Raw genomic sequence first — 18060 nt, 5'->3', positions numbered from 1 at the left:
GGAGGGCCGATCTAGAGTCTGGAGGGTGGACGAGGAGACGAAGCCAGCACCGGTGCCCATAGCGGCGCACAAGGCCCTTCTCCTGGGCGCGAGCGCGTACGACGACCATCCGCGCATCGCCTCGCTCCCCTTCGTCCCCGAGGACCTGCAACGCCTGGCCGACGCCCTGCGCGAGCGCGGCTTCGCGAGCGCCGAGATCCCCGAGTCCCCGCGCGGCACGACCCGCAATTTCCTCACGGCCCAGCTCACCCGCTTCCTGCGCGGCGCGTCCCCGGACGACTCCCTGCTCATCGTCCTGAGCGGCCACGGAATGCACCACGACGGCGCCGACTACCTCATCCCCGAGGACGCGGAGATGGACGTCCCGCACTTCGAGGAGAGCTGCGTACGGATCGACTGGTCCCGCGAACTGGAACTCTCGCCGGCAGCGCAGGTCATCTTCCTGGTAGACGCCTGCCGGGAGGGCGTGGCCCAGGACGCGATGTCAGGCGGCGGCCCACCCGGCATGCGCGCCTGGGGCACCCACGAGATCGCCACGAACCTCCGCCGCAAGGTCGCCTACGTCTACGCCTGCTCACCGGGCGAACTCGCCCTCTACGTCCGCCACTCGGACGTCGCCGAAGGCGACTCCTTCAGCCTCTTCTCGCGCGCGGTGAGCGAAGTCGTGAAGGAACGACCGGGGGCGTTGGATCTGGCGGCCTTCGAAACGGCGGTCCAGGAGAGGGTCACCGCGCTGCGCGCCTCGTACGCCCGTACGCGCCCGCCACAGACGGTCCGCGTCCTCACGGACACCGACAAACGGACGTTCCCGGTCCTGCCGGGCCCGACGCGGGACGCGGGCGAGCACCCGTGGGTACGGGTGGTGGCCCGGCACGCGGCGTGGGAACGGGTCCCGGAGCTGTGGCGGGACGAGGCGCGCTCAGGGGCGTTGACGCTGGCATCGCGCCTGGCGGAGTCCTACGAGGAGGCGGCATCGGCACTCCGTGACGACCCTTGGCACGACGGAGAGTTGGCCGAACGGACGAGCGTCCGCACAGCCTTCCTCGTAGGCCGCATGCGCCGCGACGAGGAGCTGTCGCCGACGGAGGCGGCCCTGATCGCGCTGCTGCCGCTGGTGAGCCAGGCGCTGTGGGCGAGGGAGACGGCGACGTCGCCCCTGGCCCCGTCCTTCGTCCAGGGCTACCCGAGGCTGAACCGCCGCCTGGAGGGCGGGGGCCCGGTCCCGGAGATCGAGTGGTGGCTGCGCCACCGGGCCTCGCTGCGTCGCCCGGAGATGTACGCGCCGGACGCGCTGAAGTCCCTGCTGGGCGACGACGGGTACGAGGGCGTGACGTCCTCCCGCCTCATCCGCCTCCTCAAGGACCAGCGCTCGGCCCCCTTCGGCCCACCCGGTGACGACTTGACGGACGGCGTCCCCGTCGCCCCGAGCACGGCGTACGAGCACGAGGTACGGGAACGCCTGGTGGCGGCACTCACGAAAACGGGCCACGCGCTGGCGATCGACCCGGTGGACCTGCCGGAGGTGGTGGTCGAGCATGTGGGCATCTCGGACAGCGTGGATCTGTCCGAACTCCTGCGGACCCTCCGTAAATCGGAATGGATAGCGAGCGGGGTCGGGAGGGCACTGAGTGCGGTCTGCGAACACCCGGCGGTTCAGATCGCGTTGCAGGAGCACGCGGGGCGGGTGGACGAGCTGCTGCGCGGCGTAAACGGAGCGGCGGGGAAGGCGGACCCCGTGGCCTCGCTCCCCCCGTTCGCGAACCCGGACCGCGTACGCCTGAGCGGCAACACCCCGGCGGACCTGTCCTCGGGCATCCGTTTCCACTTGGCGGAGGACCGCGTACAGGAGCTGCTGATCGGCGAGGACCTGTACGGGGACGCGGGGCTCGCGGTGCGGGAGCTGTACCAGAACGCGCTGGACGCGTGCCGGTACAGGGAGGCGAGGACGGAGTATCTGCGCCGGAGCGGCACGGATCTCCCCGCCTGGGATGGGGGAATCTCTTTCACACAGGGTGTGGATGAACGAGGCCGCCCGTACCTCGACTGTGCGGACAACGGCATCGGCATGGGCGTGGAGGAGTTGAGTCACACCTTCTCGCAGGGCGGCTCGCGGTTCGTCGATCTCCCCGAGTACGTCGAGGAGTCCGCGGAATGGTCCCGCCTGGACCCGCCTGTGGAGTTGCACCCCAACAGCCGCTTCGGCATCGGGGTGCTGAGCTACTTCATGCTCGCCGACGAGATCACGGTCCACACCTGCCGTCTCGACCGGGATGGCCGCCCGGGGAGAGAGCTGCGGGTCACGATCGCGGGGCCCGGAAACCTCTTCCGGGTGGAGGACGTGGGGCAGGGGCGCGAGGCCGGTACGCGGGTGCGGCTGCACCTGACTCGACGGGCGGCCCGTCGCTCGTGCGTGGACCAGTTGTTGAGCGTGCTGTGGGTGGCCCAGTACGCGACCCGGGCGGTGCACGGGTCGCGGGTGCAGGACTGGGAGCCGGGGGTGCTGTGCGGGGAGGCGGTGGAGGTACGGCGGCGGCAGCAGGAGGACAGCTCCCCGCAGCGCTGCCAGCCCTCGTCCCGTCCGGACCTGTGGTGGGCAGAGGACAATGGTCTCGTCCTGGCGGACGGCCTGGCGCCCCCGCCCGGCCCACAGCCGCACGTCGAACTGCACGGGATGGTCATCAACCTGACGGACCGGGACGCGCCCCGCCTCTCCGTGAGCCGTCGGGAGACGCTTGCCTTCGACGCCCCACTCGTGCGGCTCCGCGCCCTCGACGCACTGCCGAGCCTCTTCGGACCACTTGCCCGGGAATTCGTCACACCGATGTGGCTGAACGCGATCACTCACAACGATCCGTTGCTGGCAGACGCCATGACGACGTACATGGAGGAGCACAGCATCGACTGGCCCTCCGCCCCCCAACGGCCCTTCACCGGGGTCGGCGTGTTTCCTCCAGATGGGCTGTTGCGGCCGTTGACCACCGGATACGACCCGCACATGGACGACGACGACGTCCCCTGGCACCTGGACAGCGACGGAACCGTGCCCGTGGTCGAGGCTCTGCCCGCCTACCTACTGCGCCGGAGGCTGGGAACGCTGCTGTGCGCCACAGGGGAGGCCGTGCCGGGTTCCCCCTGGATCGCCCGACCGTCGGATCTCCATCTGCTGACCGGTCTGCGCGCGGCGCTGCGGGGGTGGGAGAACGCCCTCGCCTCAGTGCCCCACCCTGACGGCTTCGGCGATTCCATCCAGCGGGCCCTGCAGGCACTGGGCTGGCTGGACACGACCGTTCCTGTGCCGCCTTCGGCGGTCTTCCAACGCGTATGGGCGACGCGCCGTCCGGCCCGATACGTCGTGGAACGGCTGAAGCACCTGGATCACACGGTCGCGCCCATGGGAGCCGCCCTCGACGTCACGCCCGAAGACGTACCGCTGCTCCGCCCCTTCTCTCCCACGGATGACTGGCTGACCCCGGGCATCGAACTCTCGCGGGCCCAGATCTCGTTCAGCGCGGCTCAGGCCGGGGTGACACCCGCGGAGGCGGCAGACCGGCTGCGGCAGCTCGGCTTCGGCACGGCCGAGGGCGAGGACGAGGGCGACCGATCGGGCAGGACACACCAGTCGGCCGACGAGGCGGCGATCCTTCACGCGACGTGGGACCTGCCCGTGCGCGGCGACAGAACCGGCGACACCGCCGTGCCTCTGGCCCGTATCGTCCAGGCCGCCCATCGCACGGGCCACCCGATCCACTCCGTGCACCGGGTGCTGGGCGAGGCGGGGTTCCGCCCGGCCCCGGAAGCCACGTCGCTCGGCCTGCTCAGCGATGACGACAACACGGTGCTCAGCGAAGTTCTGCCACTGGATTTCCCCGTACCGATCGGCCCGATATGGCACGCCGCGACGCGCCTGAATCGTGACGTGCGTGACGTGGCGGGACGACTGCGCGAACTGGGCTACACCGTCCCCGACCCGATTCCGACCCCGTGGACGACGCACCCGGACCTAGCGGCAGAGGCGCTCCATCTCCAGGCTCGGCTCCCCCAGGCTCTGCGCCGTCAGCTGGCCACAGGCGCCGCGATACACGAGGACACGCTCGACAGCCTGACTCGCCGCATCAGATCAAGAAGCTTCGACCGTGAGCCGGCGGCCCTGTTCCTCAGCATCCTCGGCTACGAGACGGCTCCCGAACCGCCCGCCTCCCCGAGGTCCAACCCCCAGATTTCGCTCCTCACCGGAGAGCTGACCGCCCGCAAGGGCTACGGAGAGAACCCCAGCCCCCGCATCGCCCCCGGCCACATGACCCTCCGCGACCTCGCCCTCGCGGCGGCCCACAACCACACCACCCTCCGCGAAGCGGCCGAGGTCGCCACCGACCTCGGCATCCGCCACGACATCGAAGACTGGTTCAGCTAACGGACCAGAAACCCCGTGTCCAGCACCGGATACGGCTCCGGCAGCCGCAGCGGGCGCCCGAAGGCGACCTCCGTCTTCTCCGTGTACGCGGAACCTTCCGGCTGGGAGAAGGCATACGCCCTGCCTTCCTCACGGTGGACGAGGACGTAGACCGGCACGCCGGCTGCGGCGTAGCTCCGGTACTTGGGGCCGGTATCCGTCTCGTGGTTGGACGAGGTGATCTCCCCGGCCAGGGCCAGCAGTTCGACGGGGTACCACCCTCGATGGGCCTTGCGGTACGCCTCGTCCACCTCGCTGGGCTCACGATGCTGAACGTAGAAGTCCGGAATCACCAGCGCCTGCGTACGTCCGCCCTTCGGTCCCGCCCGATAGCCGTTTCCGAAACCAGCCGCGTGAAAGCCTGCTGAGCGGAGCTGAAAGTAGAGCTCACTGGCGGCGTGGTTGTGTTCGTTGTCAGGCTGCGGCGGCACGATAGCCATCCCCTCGACGCACTCCGGCCGAACGGGCACCTCTGATGCCCGTTCGATCGCGATCAGTAGATCGATGGGGTCTTGTGGCTGGTTCGTCGGCTCAGGCATGGGATCGGCGCTCACGCTGTCCTCCGTCGTCTCTGTTGCCAGGCTACGCCTGGGCCAGATACCCCAGCAGGAGCGTCACAGGTTCGACGGGGACACGTACGGATCCCGCCGGTGTTCACCCGATCGTGGCAGGCAGCGGGCCAAGTGTGATCCGGCGCACCTCACCAAATGTCTCTTCATGGAATGCCACCCCCGTCCCCCAGGTTGACTCCTGACATGCCCACCGATGCCCTCGCCGAGGCCGAGAAGCCTGCCCCTGCCCGTGTCCCGCTCGCCGTTTACGTGCTTGGGCTGGCGGTCTTCGCGCTAGGGACCTCGGAATTCATGTTGTCCGGGATTCTGCAGCCCCTGGCGCGGGACATGGGGGTGAGCATTCCGAAGGCGGGGATGCTGATCTCGGCGTTCGCGATCGGGATGGTCGTGGGGGCGCCGCTGCTCGCCGCCGCGACGCTGAAGCTGCCGCGGCGTACGACGCTGATCGCGCTGCTCATCGTCTTCATGCTGGGGCAGATAGCGGGGGCGCTCGCGCCGACGTACGGCGTGCTGTTCGTGTCCCGCGTGGTGAGCGCGCTCGCGTGTGCCGGGTTCTGGGCGGTCGGCGCGGCCGTCGCCGTCTCGCTCGTACCCGTGAACGCGCGGGCCAAGGCCATGGCGATCATGGTGGGCGGGCTCAGTATCGCGAACATCGCGGGGGTGCCCGCGGGCTCGTTCCTGGGGCAGCAGGCCGGGTGGCGGTCGGCGTTCTGGGCCGTGGCGGTGCTGGCGGCGGTCGGGCTGGTGGGCGTGATCGCGTTCGTGCCGCGTACGGCGCCCGCGACCGGCGACGATGCCCCGAACCTCCGGCGTGAGCTGGGGATCTACCGGGACAAGCAGGTCTGGCTCGCCCTCCTCACCATCGCGCTCAACGCGGGCGCCGTCTTCGCCCTCTTCTCCTACCTCGGACCGCTCCTCACCGACGTCGCCGGGCTCCCGGAGAGCTGGGTGCCGACCGTGCTCGGGCTCTTCGGGATCGGCGGGCTGGTCGGCACGGTCATCGGCGGGCGTATCGCGGACGCGCACATGTTCGGGACGATGTACGGCGGGATAGCCGCGTCGACCGGCGTGCTCGCGCTCCTCGCGCTGCTCGCCGAATACCGGTGGGCGGCGATCACGCTCGCGCTGATGCTCGGCGTCACCGCCTTCACCACGGCCCCGGCGCTCAACGCCCGGATGTTCAACGTGGCGAACGCGGCCCCCACCCTCGCGGGCGCGACCACCACCGCCTCCTTCAACATCGGCAACACCGTGGGCCCCTGGCTCGGCGGCCTCGTCATCAGCGCGCACTGGGGGTACGAGGCCGTGGCCTGGACCGGCGCGGTCCTCGCCGCCGCGGGCGTCGCCGTCACCGCCGTCGCCTCGCGCGTACAGCGCCGGGAGAGCGAAACGCGCGTCGTGGCCTCCGGGAGCGCCGCGCCCCGGGCCGTGGGCGTCAGCTCGGACTGACCGGACTGACCGGACTGACCGGACTGACCGCGACCGCCTTGAAGAAGGCGTAGTGGAACGTGCCGCCGCCCTCCCCCGTACGGCGCAGGTCCGCGACGCCCCGCTCCCAGTCCTCGGCCGTCATCATCCCGGCGGCCAGCGCCTCGTCCCGTACGCCCTCGACCATGGCCGTGAAGGTGTCGAGGATGACGCCCTGTGCCAGGTCCGGGCGGGAGTCGTCGACGTAGACCTCGCGCGGCGTCACGGTCACGTCCGTCAGCCCGGCGGCGGTCAGGAGCGGGTGCAGGCGGCGGCCCAGCAGGGCGTTTCCGCCCGCCCCGGCCTGGAGGCGTACGAGCGCGTCGACCGCCGCGCGGGCGTAGGCGCTCTCGGGGTGGAAGACCGCCGTGCCGTGGTCGCCCTCGATCACGGTGAGCGTGCCGCCGGGGCGCAGGACGCGGCGCAGCGCGCGCAGGCCCGCGACGGGGTCGGGCAGGTGTTCCAGCACGAAGCAGACGAAGACGTGGTCGAACGCGCCGTCCTCGAAGGGGAGCGCGTGCAGGTCGGCCTCGTGCCACTCCACCTCGGCGCCGGGCGCCTCTGCCGCCAGCCGCACGCGGGCCTGCGCGAGCGAGTCGGGCGAGATGTCGACGGCGGTGATACGGGCGCCGGGGCTCCCGGCGACCAGGTGCGTGGTCTGCGCGCCGACCCCGCACCCGGCCTCCAGGACCCGGCTGCCCGGCGGGTACACGGTGCCGGCGTGCAGCAGCCCGGCGAGCGAGTCGGCCTGGTCGCCGAGCCTGCGGGACTCGTACGGGGAGTAGCCGTGGACGTAGCGCGGGGATTCGGGCGTCGTGGTGGTCACAGCACTCGCTCTCTTCTCTCGGTTCGTGTGCTCCCCCTCAATCTCCCGTCCACAATGGTCCTGTGCACAGGTCCAATGGCGACGCTGCCCACCGGTCCAAAGGTGCCGACCGGTCCAAAGGTGCCGACCGGCCCCACAGCTCCGGCTCCGACTTCCTGCAGCTCGACATCGCGCAGGCGCCCCCCGGCGGGCTCGCCGACTGGCTCGCGCGGCGGCTGCGGCGCGCGATCTCCGACGGCCGCCTCCCGCTGGGCAGCACCCTGCCCGCCACGCGCGTGCTCGCCGCCGAGCTGCGGGTCTCGCGCGGCGTGGTGACGGAGGCGTACCAGCGGCTGGTCGAGGACGGGCACGTGGTGGGGCGGGGGCGGCGCGGGACGGTCGTCGTGTCCGTACCGCCGACGGCGCCCGCGCCTCCAGCGCCGCTCGGGGACCCGAGCGCCGACGCGCTCTTCGCCCCCTCCCCCACCGACGAGGTCTTCGAGACGCTGCGCGCCGCGCCCGCGCGCGTGGACCTCACGCCCGGGGTGCCGGACCTCGCGGCGTTCCCGCGCGCGGCCTGGCTGCGGGCCGAGCGCGCGGTGCTCGCCGAACTGCCCGCCGCCGAGCTGGGGTACGGGGATCCGCGCGGCGCCCCCGCGCTGCGTGCCGCCATCGCCCGCTGGCTCGCCCGCAACCGGGGCATCGCCGCGTCCCCGGACGAGGTGCTGGTGGTGAACGGCACGGCGCAGGCGCTCGTCCTCGCCGGTGAGGCCCTGCACCGGGACGGGTACGGCGCGATGGCGGTCGAGGAACCGGGCTCCCTCGGCGTACGGCTGCACATCGCGCGCACAAGGCTCGCGACGCCGCCGGTCCCGGTGGACGAGGAGGGCGTACGGGTGGACGTGCTCCGCGAACTCGGCGTGCGGGCGGCGCTGCTGACACCGGCCCACCAGTTCCCGACGGGGGTGGTGCTCAGCGGGGAGCGGCGCCGGGCGCTGATGCGCTGGGCGGAGGCGACGGGCGGCCTGGTCTTCGAGGACGACTACGACGCCGAGCACCGCTACGACCGGCCGCCCGTCCCCGCGCTGCGCTCCGTCCTCCCCGAGCAGGTCTGCTACACGGGCAGCGTCTCCAAGCTGCTGGCGCCCGCGCTGCGGGTGGGCTGGGTGCTGGCGCCGCCGCGGCTGCACGCGGCGATGGTGGCCGCCAAGCGCCACGCCGACCTGGGCAACCCGGTGCTGCCGCAGCTCGTGCTGGCCCGGCTGATGGACTCGGGCGAACTGGAGCGCCAGCTCCGCCAGTTGCGCCTCCGGCACCGCCGCCGCAGGGACGCGATGGTGGCGGCGCTGCGGGAGCTGGTGCCGGAGGCGGTGGTGCACGGCGCGGCGGCGGGGCTGCACCTCATGGTCACGCTGGAGGGCCCGTACGGAGACGTGGACGACACCCGTCTCGCGGCCCGCGTCCTCGAACGGGGCGTCAAGACGCATCCCCTCTCCTGGCACCGCCAGCGCCCCGGCCCCCCGGGCCTGGTCCTCGGCTACGCGGCCCGTACGCCGACGGACATCGCGGAGGGCATCGGGGAGCTGGCCCGGGCACTGGACGGCCGGTAGCCGGGCGGGCCGCTCACGCCGCCTACTTCACCGGCTTCAGCTTCTTGCAGAGGTCCGAGGCGTCGTACTTCACGTCGGCGTCCTTCTTCACCTTCTTGAAGTTGCCGACGAAGGCGTCATGGACCTTCGAGCCCCCGACGCGCGCGAGGAGTTCGTCGTTCTCTTCGAGCGAGGACGGGGTGAAGTTCTCCGAACCGGTGACGGTGACCTTCTGCTTCTTCCCCAGATAGGTGCCGTCGATCATGATGTGCTTCTGGTGGTTCCCCGTCTCGCGCGCACCGCGCGAGAACCCCTGGAGCCGGACGTCCTTCTTGAAGGGGACGGGCAGGGTGAGCAGTCTGCAGGCTTGCGAGGACACCTGGTTGGCTACGACATCGACGGAGCACCCGTTGAGGGCAAGGGCCCGGAGCTGCCAGGCCGCCTTCTCCCGCGCGACCCACCAGTTGCTCACGCGCACCTTCGTGCGGCGGCCGTCCTTCCGGCAGGTGACTCCCTTGAGGATGTTCGCGATCGTGTCGTTCCCGTCGTTCCGCGGGTGGAAGTAGGTCTTGACGTTGCCGGTGGTCCTGGGCCGGTTCTTGTTGTAGTAGTCATCGATCGGCTTGTCCTTCTTGAGGACGTCGAAGTACCCCTTGAGCCGCTTGTGGAGGCCCTTGTTGCCGACGGCGGTGTAGCCGGAGTTCCAGCCCTTGGTGCCGCCCACCCCTCCGGTCTTCTTCGTCGTGAGGTTGGACGTCGTCACGAAGCTGACGTCGGTCTCGTCGAAGGTGTTGGAGAACAGCGCGAACTTGCTGTGCAGCGCGGGCGAGCCCTTGGACCCGAGGCAGCCCTTCTCGCAGAGCTTCGCCCAGGAACCGCGGCCTTCCGCCGTCAGCTTGTCCCTGAGGCCGACGAAGATCTCGGGAGCCTTCCGCAGCGTGCCGCTGTCGGCGAGGACCTTGACGGTGACGCCCTCGTCGGCCGCCTCGGCCAGCTCCTTCGCGACCGTGCGGTCACGGAAGAGGAAGGTCGAGAGGCGGATCGTGGAGCCCGGCCGTGCCCCGCGGATCAGGCCGATCAGATGGTCCTGGACGTCGTCCCGGGCTTCCGGATAGCGCGGATCGTTGAAGACGACGGGCTTCAGCGGGTCGCCGGGCGGATCGGCCGCCGCGGGCGTGCTCGCCAGCAGGGGCGCGGTCACGCCGAGGGCCACGGCCGCCACGACCGCCCGTCCCTGCCTCTTGCCGAGTGTCCTTCTGGTACGGCTGCTCATGGAGTCGCTCCCCCGTGCGAGTAGGTGGGGTTTCCCCCTTCTGCTCCGCGCGATGCTCCGGGAGGGACGAACGGCCGCACCACCTCTTTCGGCGCTGCCCGAAAGAGGAAAAGAGGACAGGTCACTTCTTACGGCGCCGCAGCCCCGCCTCGGTCAGGCGCCGTACGAGCTCCTTGCTGCCGACCTCCACGGCCCCCGCCCGCACCGCGTCCGCGTACCGCCCGCTCGGCACGTCGTAGTGGTCGCCGTCGAAGGCGCGGAGGGGGCAGCCGATGCGGGCGGCGAACTCGTGCAGCTCCTCGTACGAGTGGTCGCTGACCAGGTGCGACCACATGCGGCCGTGCCCGGGCCACTGGGGCGGGTCGATGAGGACGGTCACACGTGCTCCCCCAGCGCGCCCACCCGCGCGACCACCGTCATCGTCTTGCCACACACCCAGTGCGGGTCCTCGCCCAGCTCGGGCTCGACGTCCATCGCGTGCGGGTCGGCGCCGACGCAGACGGGGCAGACGGGCCACCGCCCGAACCGTTCGAGCAGGGCGTCCTGGACGTCCTGGGCGACCAGACCGTCCACGTAGGCGACTCCGTCGGGCCACTCGCCGACCCACCAGCGGCGGTGCGCGATGGACTCCTCGACGAGGGAGACGATGTCGGCGCGCGCGACGTCGCTCGCCTCCAGGTCCGCGAGGATCAGCGCCCGCGCGGCGTGCAGCGCCTTCTCCAGGTCCGGTGCGTCCGGTTCCGCTTCCTCTTCCATACCTCCATTGCACCATCTGACCCATTGACGCGGCGCGTGTCTGAAAATATCTTCCAAGGGTGACGAGCAACGTGAAGGAAACTTTCTCCATGCCCTCGCGGCCCCCGAGCCAGTCGCGCGGGACGCCGGGTCCGGGACCGGCCCGGACGCCGGGTCCGACCGCGCTGGCCGCCAAGGTGCGGACCATGGCCCCGTCGATGACGCGCTCCATGCAGCGCGTCGCCGAGGCCGTCGCCGGGGATCCGGCGGGCTGCGCGCAGCTCACCGTCACGGGGCTCGCGGAGCGCACCGGCACGAGCGAGGCCACGGTGGTCCGGACGTCGCGGCTGCTCGGCTATCCCGGGTACCGGGACCTGCGGCTGGCGCTCGCGGGGCTCGCGGCGCAGCAGGAGTCGGGCGCCGCGCCCGCCGTCACGGCCGACATCGCGGTGGACGACCCGATCGCGGACGTCGTCGCCAAGCTCGCCCTCGACGAGCAGCAGACCCTCGCCGACACGGCCGCCGGGCTCGACACCGCGCAGGTCGAGGCCGCCGTCATGGCGCTCACCGCCGCCCGCCGCATCGATGTGTACGGGGTGGGGGCTTCGGGCCTCGTGGGCCAGGACCTCGCGCAGAAGCTGCTGCGCATCGGGCTCGTCGCGCACACCCACGCCGACCCGCACCTCGCGGTCACCAACGCGGTGCAGCTGCGCGCGGGCGACGTGGCCGTGGCGATCACCCACTCGGGGCGCACGGTCGACGTGATAGAGCCGCTGCGCGTGGCCTTCGACCGCGGCGCGACCACGCTGGCGATCACCGGCCGCCCGGACGGCGAGATCGCGCAGTATGCGGACCATGTCCTCACCACCTCCACGGCACGCGAGAGCGAGCTGCGCCCCGCCGCCATGTCGAGCAGGACGAGCCAGTTGCTGGTCGTGGACTGCCTGTTCATAGGAGTCGCGCAGCGTACGTACGAGACGGCGGCCCCGGCCCTGTCCGCGTCGTACGAGGCGCTGGCCCACCGCCATTCGCCGCGCCCCCGCGCCCGCTGATCCACGGGACACCCCGCGCCCGTACGGGCGTACCGGCGTGCGGGCGTACCGACGTACCGGCGTACGCACAAGCGCCCGACGACCCTCCCTCACCTGCCCGAACGCAGAAAGAGCCGCGCCTTCATGACCACGCACCCGACAGATCCCTCCGTCTCCACCTCGTCCGCGTCGCTCCGCGCCCAGCTGGAGACGCTCACCACCGAGGCGTTCCGCAGCGAGCTGTCCGAGATCGACCGGCTGCCCACGCTGGAGATCGCGAAGATCATGAACGGTGAGGACGCGACGATCGCCGCCGCCGTCGCCGAGCAGCTCCCCCGCATCGCCGCCGCGATCGACGGCACGGCGGAGCGCATGGCCCGCGGCGGCCGGCTGATCTACGCGGGCGCGGGCACCGCGGGCCGCCTCGGCGTGCTGGACGCGAGCGAGTGCCCGCCCACCTTCAACACGGCGCCGGGACAGGTCCTCGGCCTGATCGCGGGCGGCCCCAGCGCGCTGGTCACGTCCATCGAGGGCGCCGAGGACAGCAAGGAGATGGCCGCCGCCGACCTCGACGAGCTGGAGCTGCGGGCCGAGGACACGGTCGTCGGCATCTCCGCCTCGGGTCGTACGCCGTACGCGGTGGGCGCCGTCGAGCACGCCCACGACGGGTACGGGGCGCTGACCATCGGCCTGTCCTGCAACGCGGACTCGGCGCTCGGCGCCGCCGCCGACCACGGCATCGAGGTCGTCGTCGGCCCCGAGCTGCTGACCGGCTCCACCCGGCTGAAGGCGGGCACCGCCCAGAAGCTCGTCCTCAACATGCTCTCGACGCTGACCATGATCCGGCTCGGCAAGACGTACGGGAACCTGATGGTCGACGTCCGGGCCTCCAACGACAAGCTGCGGGCCCGCTCCCGGCGCATCGTCGCGCTGGCCACCGGCGCGCCCGACGACGAGATCGAGGCGGCGCTCGCCGCCACGGACGGCGAGGTGAAGAACGCGATCCTCACCCTCCTCGGCGACGTCGACGGCCCCACCGCCGCGCGTCTCCTCACCGAATCGGGCGGCCACCTGCGGGCCGCCCTGAAGTCCGCGGCCTCCACGACCAGAACCCCCTGAACCACTGCCCAGCACCACTCGAAGAAGAGCGACTGCACCATGAGCACTGAGAACAGCGCGGCCCGCGAGATCGCTGCGGCGATCCTCCCGCTCGTCGGCGGGGCCGGGAACGTCACATCCGTCACGCACTGCATGACCCGTATGCGCCTCGGCCTCGCCGACCGCTCCCTCGTCCGGGACGAGCCGCTCAAGGCGCTCCCCGACGTGATGGGCGTGGTCGAGGACGACACGTACCAGATCGTGCTGGGGCCGGGGAAGGTCGCCCGGGTCACCCCCGAGTTCGAGGCGCTGGTCGAGGAGGGCCGGGAGGCGCACCCCGTCTCGGCGGACGAGCTGGCCGAGCGGGGCGCGGCGATGCGCGCCGCGCGCAAGGAGAAGAACGCGACGCCGGTGAAGCTGATGCTGCGCCGCATCGCCAACATCTTCGTGCCGCTCATCCCCGCCCTCATCGGCTGCGGCATCGTCGCGGGCATCAACGGCCTGCTCACCAACCTGGAGTGGCTCCCCTCCCTCACCCCGGCGCTCACCGCCATCGCGTCCGGCTTCATGTCGCTGATCGCGGTGTTCGTGGGCGTCAACACGGCCAAGGAGTTCGGCGGCACCCCGGTGCTCGGCGGCGCCGCGGCCGCGGTGATCGTCTTCCCGGGCGTCGCGGACGTCTCCGCCTTCGGCGAGAAGCTGGCGCCCGGTCAGGGCGGCGTCCTGGGCGCGCTCTTCGCGGCGCTGCTCGCGGTGTACGTCGAGAAGGGGTGCCGCCGAGTCGTCCCGCAGGCCCTCGACGTCCTCCTCACCCCCACGCTCACGGTGCTGGTCTCGGGCCTGGTCACGCTCTACGGCCTGATGTTCGTCTGCGGCGAGCTGTCCACGGGCATCGGCCACGTGGCGAACTGGCTCCTGGAGCACGGCGGCGCCTTCGCGGGCTTCGTCCTCGGCGGCCTCTTCCTCCCCCTCGTCATGCTGGGCCTGCACCAGGCGCTCATCCCCATCCACACCACGCTCATCGAGCAGGACGGCTTCACGGTCCTGCTCCCCATCCTGGCGATGGCGGGCGCGGGCCAGGTGGGCGCGGCACTGGCGATCTACCTCCGCCTCCGCCACAACACCTCGATCCGTACGACGATCAAGTCGGCGCTCCCGGCGGGCTTCCTCGGCGTCGGCGAACCGCTGATCTACGGCGTCTCGCTCCCCCTCGGCCGCCCGTTCATCACGGCCTGCGTGGGCGGCGCCTTCGGCGGCGGCGTCGTCGGCCTCTTCTACCAGCTCGGCACGTCGGTCGGCTCCACCGCCATCGGCCCCTCCGGCTGGGCCCTCTTCCCCCTCCTCAAGGGCAACCACTCCCTCGGCGCCATCGCCGCGATCTACGCCCTCGGCCTCGCCGTCGGCTACGCGGCAGGCTTCCTCGCCACCTACTTCTTCGGCTTCAGCAAGCAGATGCTGCACGACCTGAACACGGAACAGGAGCCCCCGGCACCCGTCGCCGGATCAGAGATCGAGGACACACCCCCGGCCCCGGCTCCGACCCCGGCACCGGCCTCGGGCTCACTCGTATGACTGAAGCACCGGGATACGGGCCCCGGTACCCTTGGCCTCGGCGAGGATCCCGGCCATGGGAGCAGCAATGAGCGTCGAGCCCGAGTACGAGTGGCCCCGCCCGCCGGAAGGCGGCTACACCGCAGAAGACCTGGACCGGCTCCCCAACCTTCCGCCCCACACGGAGCTGATCGACGGGAGCCTCGTCTTCGTGAGTCCGCAGGCCTATTTCCATATGCTCGCGATCGACCTGCTGAGTCGACGCCTAACGCAGCAGGCACCGCCAGAGACCCTGGCGGTGCGCGAGATGACGGTGACGCTGGATCGAGGCAATCGTCCAGAACCAGACGTCATGGTTGTCGCCAAGGAGGCTCTGCACAGCCTGGACCAGACCACGTTCCGCCCCGAGGACGTGCGCCTCGCCGTCGAGGTCGTCTCGCCGGACTCGCTGGCGCGCGATCGAGACACCAAGCCCCGGAAGTACGCGGGGGCAGGCATCCCGCACTTCTGGCGGGTCGAGAACGACGGAGGCCGAGCGGTCGTCTACGTCTTCGAGCTGGAGCCCGCAACCAAGACGTACGCCGTCACCGGCATCCACCACGACCGGCTCAAGCTGACCGTCCCGTTCGCCCTCGACATCGACCTGGCGGAGATCAGGCTCAGCCCAGCAGCTCCGTGAGCTCCTCCCAGCCCGCCTCCGTGTCCGGCGTACGGGTGTGGGGCGCGCGGAACCAGGCGAGGTACTCGGTCATGTCCTCCAGGTCCCAGCGGGTCCGGTAGAGGTCGAGGGCCGCCGGGTCGGGTTCGTGGCCGGTGGCCTCGGCGTAGTGGGCGAGGTCGGCGGGGGTCTCGGCGACCTGCCACAGGTCGCGTTCGGGGGCCGCGAGGCCGACCGTGTCCCAGTCGGCGAGGCGGAGGCCGCCGGGGGTGCGGAGGATGTTCGCGCTGTGCGGCTCTCCGTGGGTGACGACGGGGCGGGCACCGGCGGCGGCGACGCGGGCGGCCAGGGCGTCGAAGGCGTCCAGGCGGTGCCGCAGGGACGCGGCGTGCGCGGCGAAGAGCGCGCGGGCCGGTTCCGCGAAGGGGCCGCCGTCCCAGGGCCCGGACAGATCGGCGAGCGTCTCCTCCAGGAGGCCGCGCCGGGAGAGGGCCGGGCCGGCGGCGGGCGCCCGCGGCGGGGGCTCGGCGCGGTGCAGGGCCGCGAGCGCGTCGAGGGCGCGGACGCGGTCGTCCGGCGGGAGCGGCGCCCCGTCCGGGTCCGACTCGCCGTCCTCGTACGGGAAGACGCTGAGCGCGTACCGCTCACCGAGGCGCACGGTCGTACGGCCGTCCCGGTCGCGGACCGGGGCCAGCACGAAGCCGAGGCCCCGGTCCGCGCGGAGGGCCGCCGCCGTGTCCATGGCGGCGGTCAGCCCCCGCGCGGCGGCCTCGGTCCCCTCCCCGCAGTACGGCTTGGCCGTCAGGTCGGCGACGGTCACGAACCATCGCCCGTCACCGGCCCCCGACGCGTCCTCCGCGTGCCAGTGGTGGTCGCCGAAGCCGACCGGCAGGTATGCCGGGTCCCGTTCGGGCTCGATCCCCCATCCCCGCAGGGCACTTCGCAGGGCGCGTACGTCCAGGTCGTCCGGCTGATGCCTCATGCGGGGACGGTAACAAGCGAGACGGACGGGGCGTCAGCGCACCGTGACGGTCAGGACGTTGGACGCCTTGCCGCCCGCGAGCAGGCGCAGCTCGTTCTTGCCCTTGAGGCCGAGCTTCACGCGCAGCGTGTACGCGCCCGACTTGTTGACGGTCGTCGTCGCGGGCAGCGCGCGCCACGTGCCCTTCTGCTTCTGCTCCAGCACGACCTTGCTGCCTGCCTTGATGCCCTTGGTCTCGCCCTTGACGCGGAACTCCTGCCACGCCTTCACGACGGTGTGGTCAGCGGTCGCGTGGTGGCTCGCGGCGGCGGCCGGGGCCGGGTCGGTGTGCGCCGGGACCGGCTTCGGCGGCGCGGGGACCTGCGGCGCGGCGACGGCGGTGGCGGCACCGGCGCCCAGGAGCCCCGCCGTCAGCAGACCGGCTGCGGCGACCCGGACCCGACGCGACATGACGATGCTGTGCGTGCTGTGCATGGAGACGCTTCCTCTGCTGTGAGCGGTGAGTGGTGAGTGGTGCGTAGTGGGTACAGCTCCAAGAAACAACAGATGCGACGAACGCGCCATAGGACCTGAGTGCCTGATTTATGCCTTACATGCGTACAACCTCCGGGACCTGCGGGACGTCTGACCCCTCGTCCGATCGGAGAACAGGCCGACTGGCGGTCACCCGCCCGGCCCGCCCGGCCCGCCGCCTCGCCCGTACGTCCGGGACGAGGGAGACGAGCCCGAGCACGGCGAGCCCGGCCCCGATCCAGACCGGGGCCCGCATCCCGTACGAGGGGATCGCGGCGCCGCCGAGCGACGAGCCGATCATGACGCCGAGGGTGATGAAGGAGGAGTGGACCGTGTTGACCAGCGGCCCCGCGTTCCCGACCCGCTGCACACGGGCCGCCATCGCCGGGTTCATGGTGACGCCGACGAGGCCGATGCCCAGCATGAACAGCACGGCGGGCACGGGCAGATGGGCCAGCAGCGCGAAGCCCGCGAGGAAGAACGTGTTCAGCACGAGCCCGGTCAGCAGCACGCCGAGCGTCCAGCGGTCGGCGAGCCGCCCGACGACGTAGTTGCCGACGACGGTCGCGGCCCCGTAGGCGATCAGCAGCGGGGGCACGCTGCCGGTGCTGAAGCCGGTGACCTCGGTCAGGATCGGGTTGAGGTACGAGAACGCCGAGAAGGTCGCCCCGATGATGAGCGTGCTGGTGCTCATCACCACCCAGAGCCGGGGCTTGCGGAAGACACCCAGCTCACCCCGTACACCACCCTTGTCCTCCGCGGCGCGCTCCATCCGGGGGACGCCGACGACCGTGACGAGCGCGGCGACGACGGTGAGCGCGGTGATCGCCCAGAAGGCCGCGCGCCAGCCGTACCGCTCGCCGACCAGCGTCGAGAGCGGCAGCCCGAGCAGCGTGCCGAGCATCAGCCCGCTGAGCGCGACGGAGACCGCGCGCCCCCGCACCTCGGGCCCGGCCAGCCGTACGCTCAGTGAGATCGCGAGGCCCAGGAAGGCCGCCGAGGCCGTCCCGGTGACGAGCCGGGCCGCGAACATCGCTCCGTACGTGGGCGCCGCGGCGGCGAGCACGTTCCCGGCGAGGAAGATCGCGAAGATCACGGCCAGCGCGCGCTTCGGCGGCAGCCGCAGCATGGCCGCCGCGAGCAGCGGCCCGCCGAACGCCATCGCCGCGGCGAACGCGGTGATCAGGTAGCCGACCTGGGGGATGCCGACGTCGAGCCCGTCGGCGATCTGGGGCATCAGCCCGGCGACGACGAACTCGCTCGTGACCATCGAGAAGACGCCGAGAGCGAGGACGTAGATGGCTAGGGGCACGGTGGGCCGCCTCTCCGTGGTGAC

15 protein-coding genes are annotated in these 18060 nt (G+C 71.8%); 7 read left to right on the top strand and 8 right to left on the bottom strand.

The features are described from left to right. The first annotated feature begins 25 nt into the window (after positions 1–25). On the top strand, positions 26–4411 hold the full coding sequence (locus tag ACGF3A_RS13020) for a hypothetical protein (protein ID WP_393728840.1): 4386 nt from the start codon (positions 26–28) through the stop codon (positions 4409–4411). Here the strand turns inward: ACGF3A_RS13020 and ACGF3A_RS13015 are convergent. Next, positions 4408–5004: a Uma2 family endonuclease gene (locus ACGF3A_RS13015; RefSeq protein WP_393728838.1), complete on the bottom strand. Its 597-nt coding sequence runs from the start codon at positions 5002–5004 to the stop codon at positions 4408–4410. The genes ACGF3A_RS13020 and ACGF3A_RS13015 overlap by 4 nt on opposite strands. Positions 5005–5205: 201 nt before the next feature. Between ACGF3A_RS13015 and ACGF3A_RS13010 the strand changes: the two genes are divergently transcribed. Then, a complete protein-coding gene (locus ACGF3A_RS13010) occupies positions 5206–6471 on the top strand; it encodes a Cmx/CmrA family chloramphenicol efflux MFS transporter (RefSeq protein ID WP_393728836.1) in 1266 nt (421 codons plus the stop codon). Here the strand turns inward: ACGF3A_RS13010 and ACGF3A_RS13005 are convergent. Then, complete coding sequence (locus tag ACGF3A_RS13005) at positions 6458–7315, bottom strand: methyltransferase domain-containing protein (protein WP_393728834.1); 858 nt, start codon at positions 7313–7315, stop codon at positions 6458–6460. The two genes, ACGF3A_RS13010 and ACGF3A_RS13005, sit on opposite strands and share 14 nt — an antisense overlap. 62 nt (positions 7316–7377) lie before the next feature. Between ACGF3A_RS13005 and ACGF3A_RS13000 the strand changes: the two genes are divergently transcribed. Then, complete coding sequence (locus tag ACGF3A_RS13000) at positions 7378–8904, top strand: PLP-dependent aminotransferase family protein (RefSeq protein ID WP_393728832.1); 1527 nt, start codon at positions 7378–7380, stop codon at positions 8902–8904. A gap of 22 nt (positions 8905–8926) precedes the next feature. Here ACGF3A_RS13000 and ACGF3A_RS12995 read toward each other — a convergent pair whose 3' ends face one another. The 3 genes from ACGF3A_RS12995 to ACGF3A_RS12985 all read right to left on the bottom strand — a co-directional run bounded on the left by ACGF3A_RS12995 (position 8927) and on the right by ACGF3A_RS12985 (position 10912). Beyond that, complete coding sequence (locus ACGF3A_RS12995; RefSeq protein WP_393728830.1) at positions 8927–10156, bottom strand: phosphatidylserine/phosphatidylglycerophosphate/cardiolipin synthase family protein; 1230 nt, start codon at positions 10154–10156, stop codon at positions 8927–8929. Between the two features lie 121 nt (positions 10157–10277). After that, on the bottom strand, positions 10278–10535 hold the full coding sequence (locus ACGF3A_RS12990; RefSeq protein WP_393728828.1) for a DUF4031 domain-containing protein: 258 nt from the start codon (positions 10533–10535) through the stop codon (positions 10278–10280). Beyond that, positions 10532–10912: a hypothetical protein gene (locus ACGF3A_RS12985; RefSeq protein ID WP_393728826.1), complete on the bottom strand. Its 381-nt coding sequence runs from the start codon at positions 10910–10912 to the stop codon at positions 10532–10534. Before ACGF3A_RS12985 ends, ACGF3A_RS12990 begins: the two co-directional genes overlap by 4 nt. A 59-nt stretch (positions 10913–10971) precedes the next feature. Here ACGF3A_RS12985 and ACGF3A_RS12980 point away from each other — a divergent pair, with 59 nt between their 5' ends. From ACGF3A_RS12980 to ACGF3A_RS12965, 4 genes are all read left to right on the top strand, one after another. Continuing rightward, positions 10972–11943 (top strand): MurR/RpiR family transcriptional regulator, encoded by a 972-nt coding sequence (locus ACGF3A_RS12980; protein WP_393728824.1) that lies wholly within the window; start codon positions 10972–10974, stop codon positions 11941–11943. A gap of 123 nt (positions 11944–12066) precedes the next feature. After that, on the top strand, positions 12067–13041 hold the full coding sequence (gene murQ / locus ACGF3A_RS12975) for an N-acetylmuramic acid 6-phosphate etherase (RefSeq protein ID WP_393728822.1): 975 nt from the start codon (positions 12067–12069) through the stop codon (positions 13039–13041). Between the two features lie 39 nt (positions 13042–13080). Beyond that, positions 13081–14592, top strand: coding sequence for a PTS transporter subunit EIIC (locus ACGF3A_RS12970; protein ID WP_393728820.1), 1512 nt, complete (start codon positions 13081–13083; stop codon positions 14590–14592). Positions 14593–14659: 67 nt separating this feature from the next. Continuing rightward, positions 14660–15250: a Uma2 family endonuclease gene (locus ACGF3A_RS12965; protein ID WP_393729121.1), complete on the top strand. Its 591-nt coding sequence runs from the start codon at positions 14660–14662 to the stop codon at positions 15248–15250. Here the strand turns inward: ACGF3A_RS12965 and ACGF3A_RS12960 are convergent. The 3 genes from ACGF3A_RS12960 to ACGF3A_RS12950 all read right to left on the bottom strand — a co-directional run bounded on the left by ACGF3A_RS12960 (position 15231) and on the right by ACGF3A_RS12950 (position 18036). Further along, positions 15231–16211: a phosphotransferase family protein gene (locus ACGF3A_RS12960; RefSeq protein ID WP_393728818.1), complete on the bottom strand. Its 981-nt coding sequence runs from the start codon at positions 16209–16211 to the stop codon at positions 15231–15233. The two genes, ACGF3A_RS12965 and ACGF3A_RS12960, sit on opposite strands and share 20 nt — an antisense overlap. 33 nt (positions 16212–16244) lie before the next feature. Continuing rightward, the gene (locus ACGF3A_RS12955; RefSeq protein WP_393728816.1) at positions 16245–16685 is read right to left on the bottom strand and encodes a hypothetical protein; all 441 of its coding nucleotides are present in this window, start codon (positions 16683–16685) and stop codon (positions 16245–16247) included. A gap of 115 nt (positions 16686–16800) precedes the next feature. Next, positions 16801–18036, bottom strand: a complete 1236-nt coding sequence (locus tag ACGF3A_RS12950; RefSeq protein WP_393728814.1) for an MFS transporter — start codon at positions 18034–18036, stop codon at positions 16801–16803. Positions 18037–18060 lie beyond the last annotated feature (24 nt).

Origin of the sequence: Streptomyces sp. NPDC048172, assembly GCF_043202595.1 — a bacterium.
In the GTDB taxonomy this organism is placed as follows: Bacteria; Actinomycetota; Actinomycetes; order Streptomycetales; family Streptomycetaceae; genus Streptomyces.
This window is presented reverse-complemented; position numbering and strand designations above follow the sequence as displayed.

Coding starts and splice junctions, on each gene's coding strand:
- ACGF3A_RS13010 (WP_393728836.1), top strand. CDS start 5,206: ATGCCCACCGATGCCCTCGCCGAGGCCGAGAAGCCTGCCCCTGCCCGT.
- ACGF3A_RS12995 (WP_393728830.1), bottom strand. CDS start 10,156: ATGAGCAGCCGTACCAGAAGGACACTCGGCAAGAGGCAGGGACGGGCG.
- ACGF3A_RS12985 (WP_393728826.1), bottom strand. CDS start 10,912: ATGGAAGAGGAAGCGGAACCGGACGCACCGGACCTGGAGAAGGCGCTG.
- murQ (WP_393728822.1), top strand. CDS start 12,067: ATGACCACGCACCCGACAGATCCCTCCGTCTCCACCTCGTCCGCGTCG.
- ACGF3A_RS12970 (WP_393728820.1), top strand. CDS start 13,081: ATGAGCACTGAGAACAGCGCGGCCCGCGAGATCGCTGCGGCGATCCTC.
- ACGF3A_RS12965 (WP_393729121.1), top strand. CDS start 14,660: ATGAGCGTCGAGCCCGAGTACGAGTGGCCCCGCCCGCCGGAAGGCGGC.
- ACGF3A_RS12960 (WP_393728818.1), bottom strand. CDS start 16,211: ATGAGGCATCAGCCGGACGACCTGGACGTACGCGCCCTGCGAAGTGCC.
- ACGF3A_RS12955 (WP_393728816.1), bottom strand. CDS start 16,685: ATGCACAGCACGCACAGCATCGTCATGTCGCGTCGGGTCCGGGTCGCC.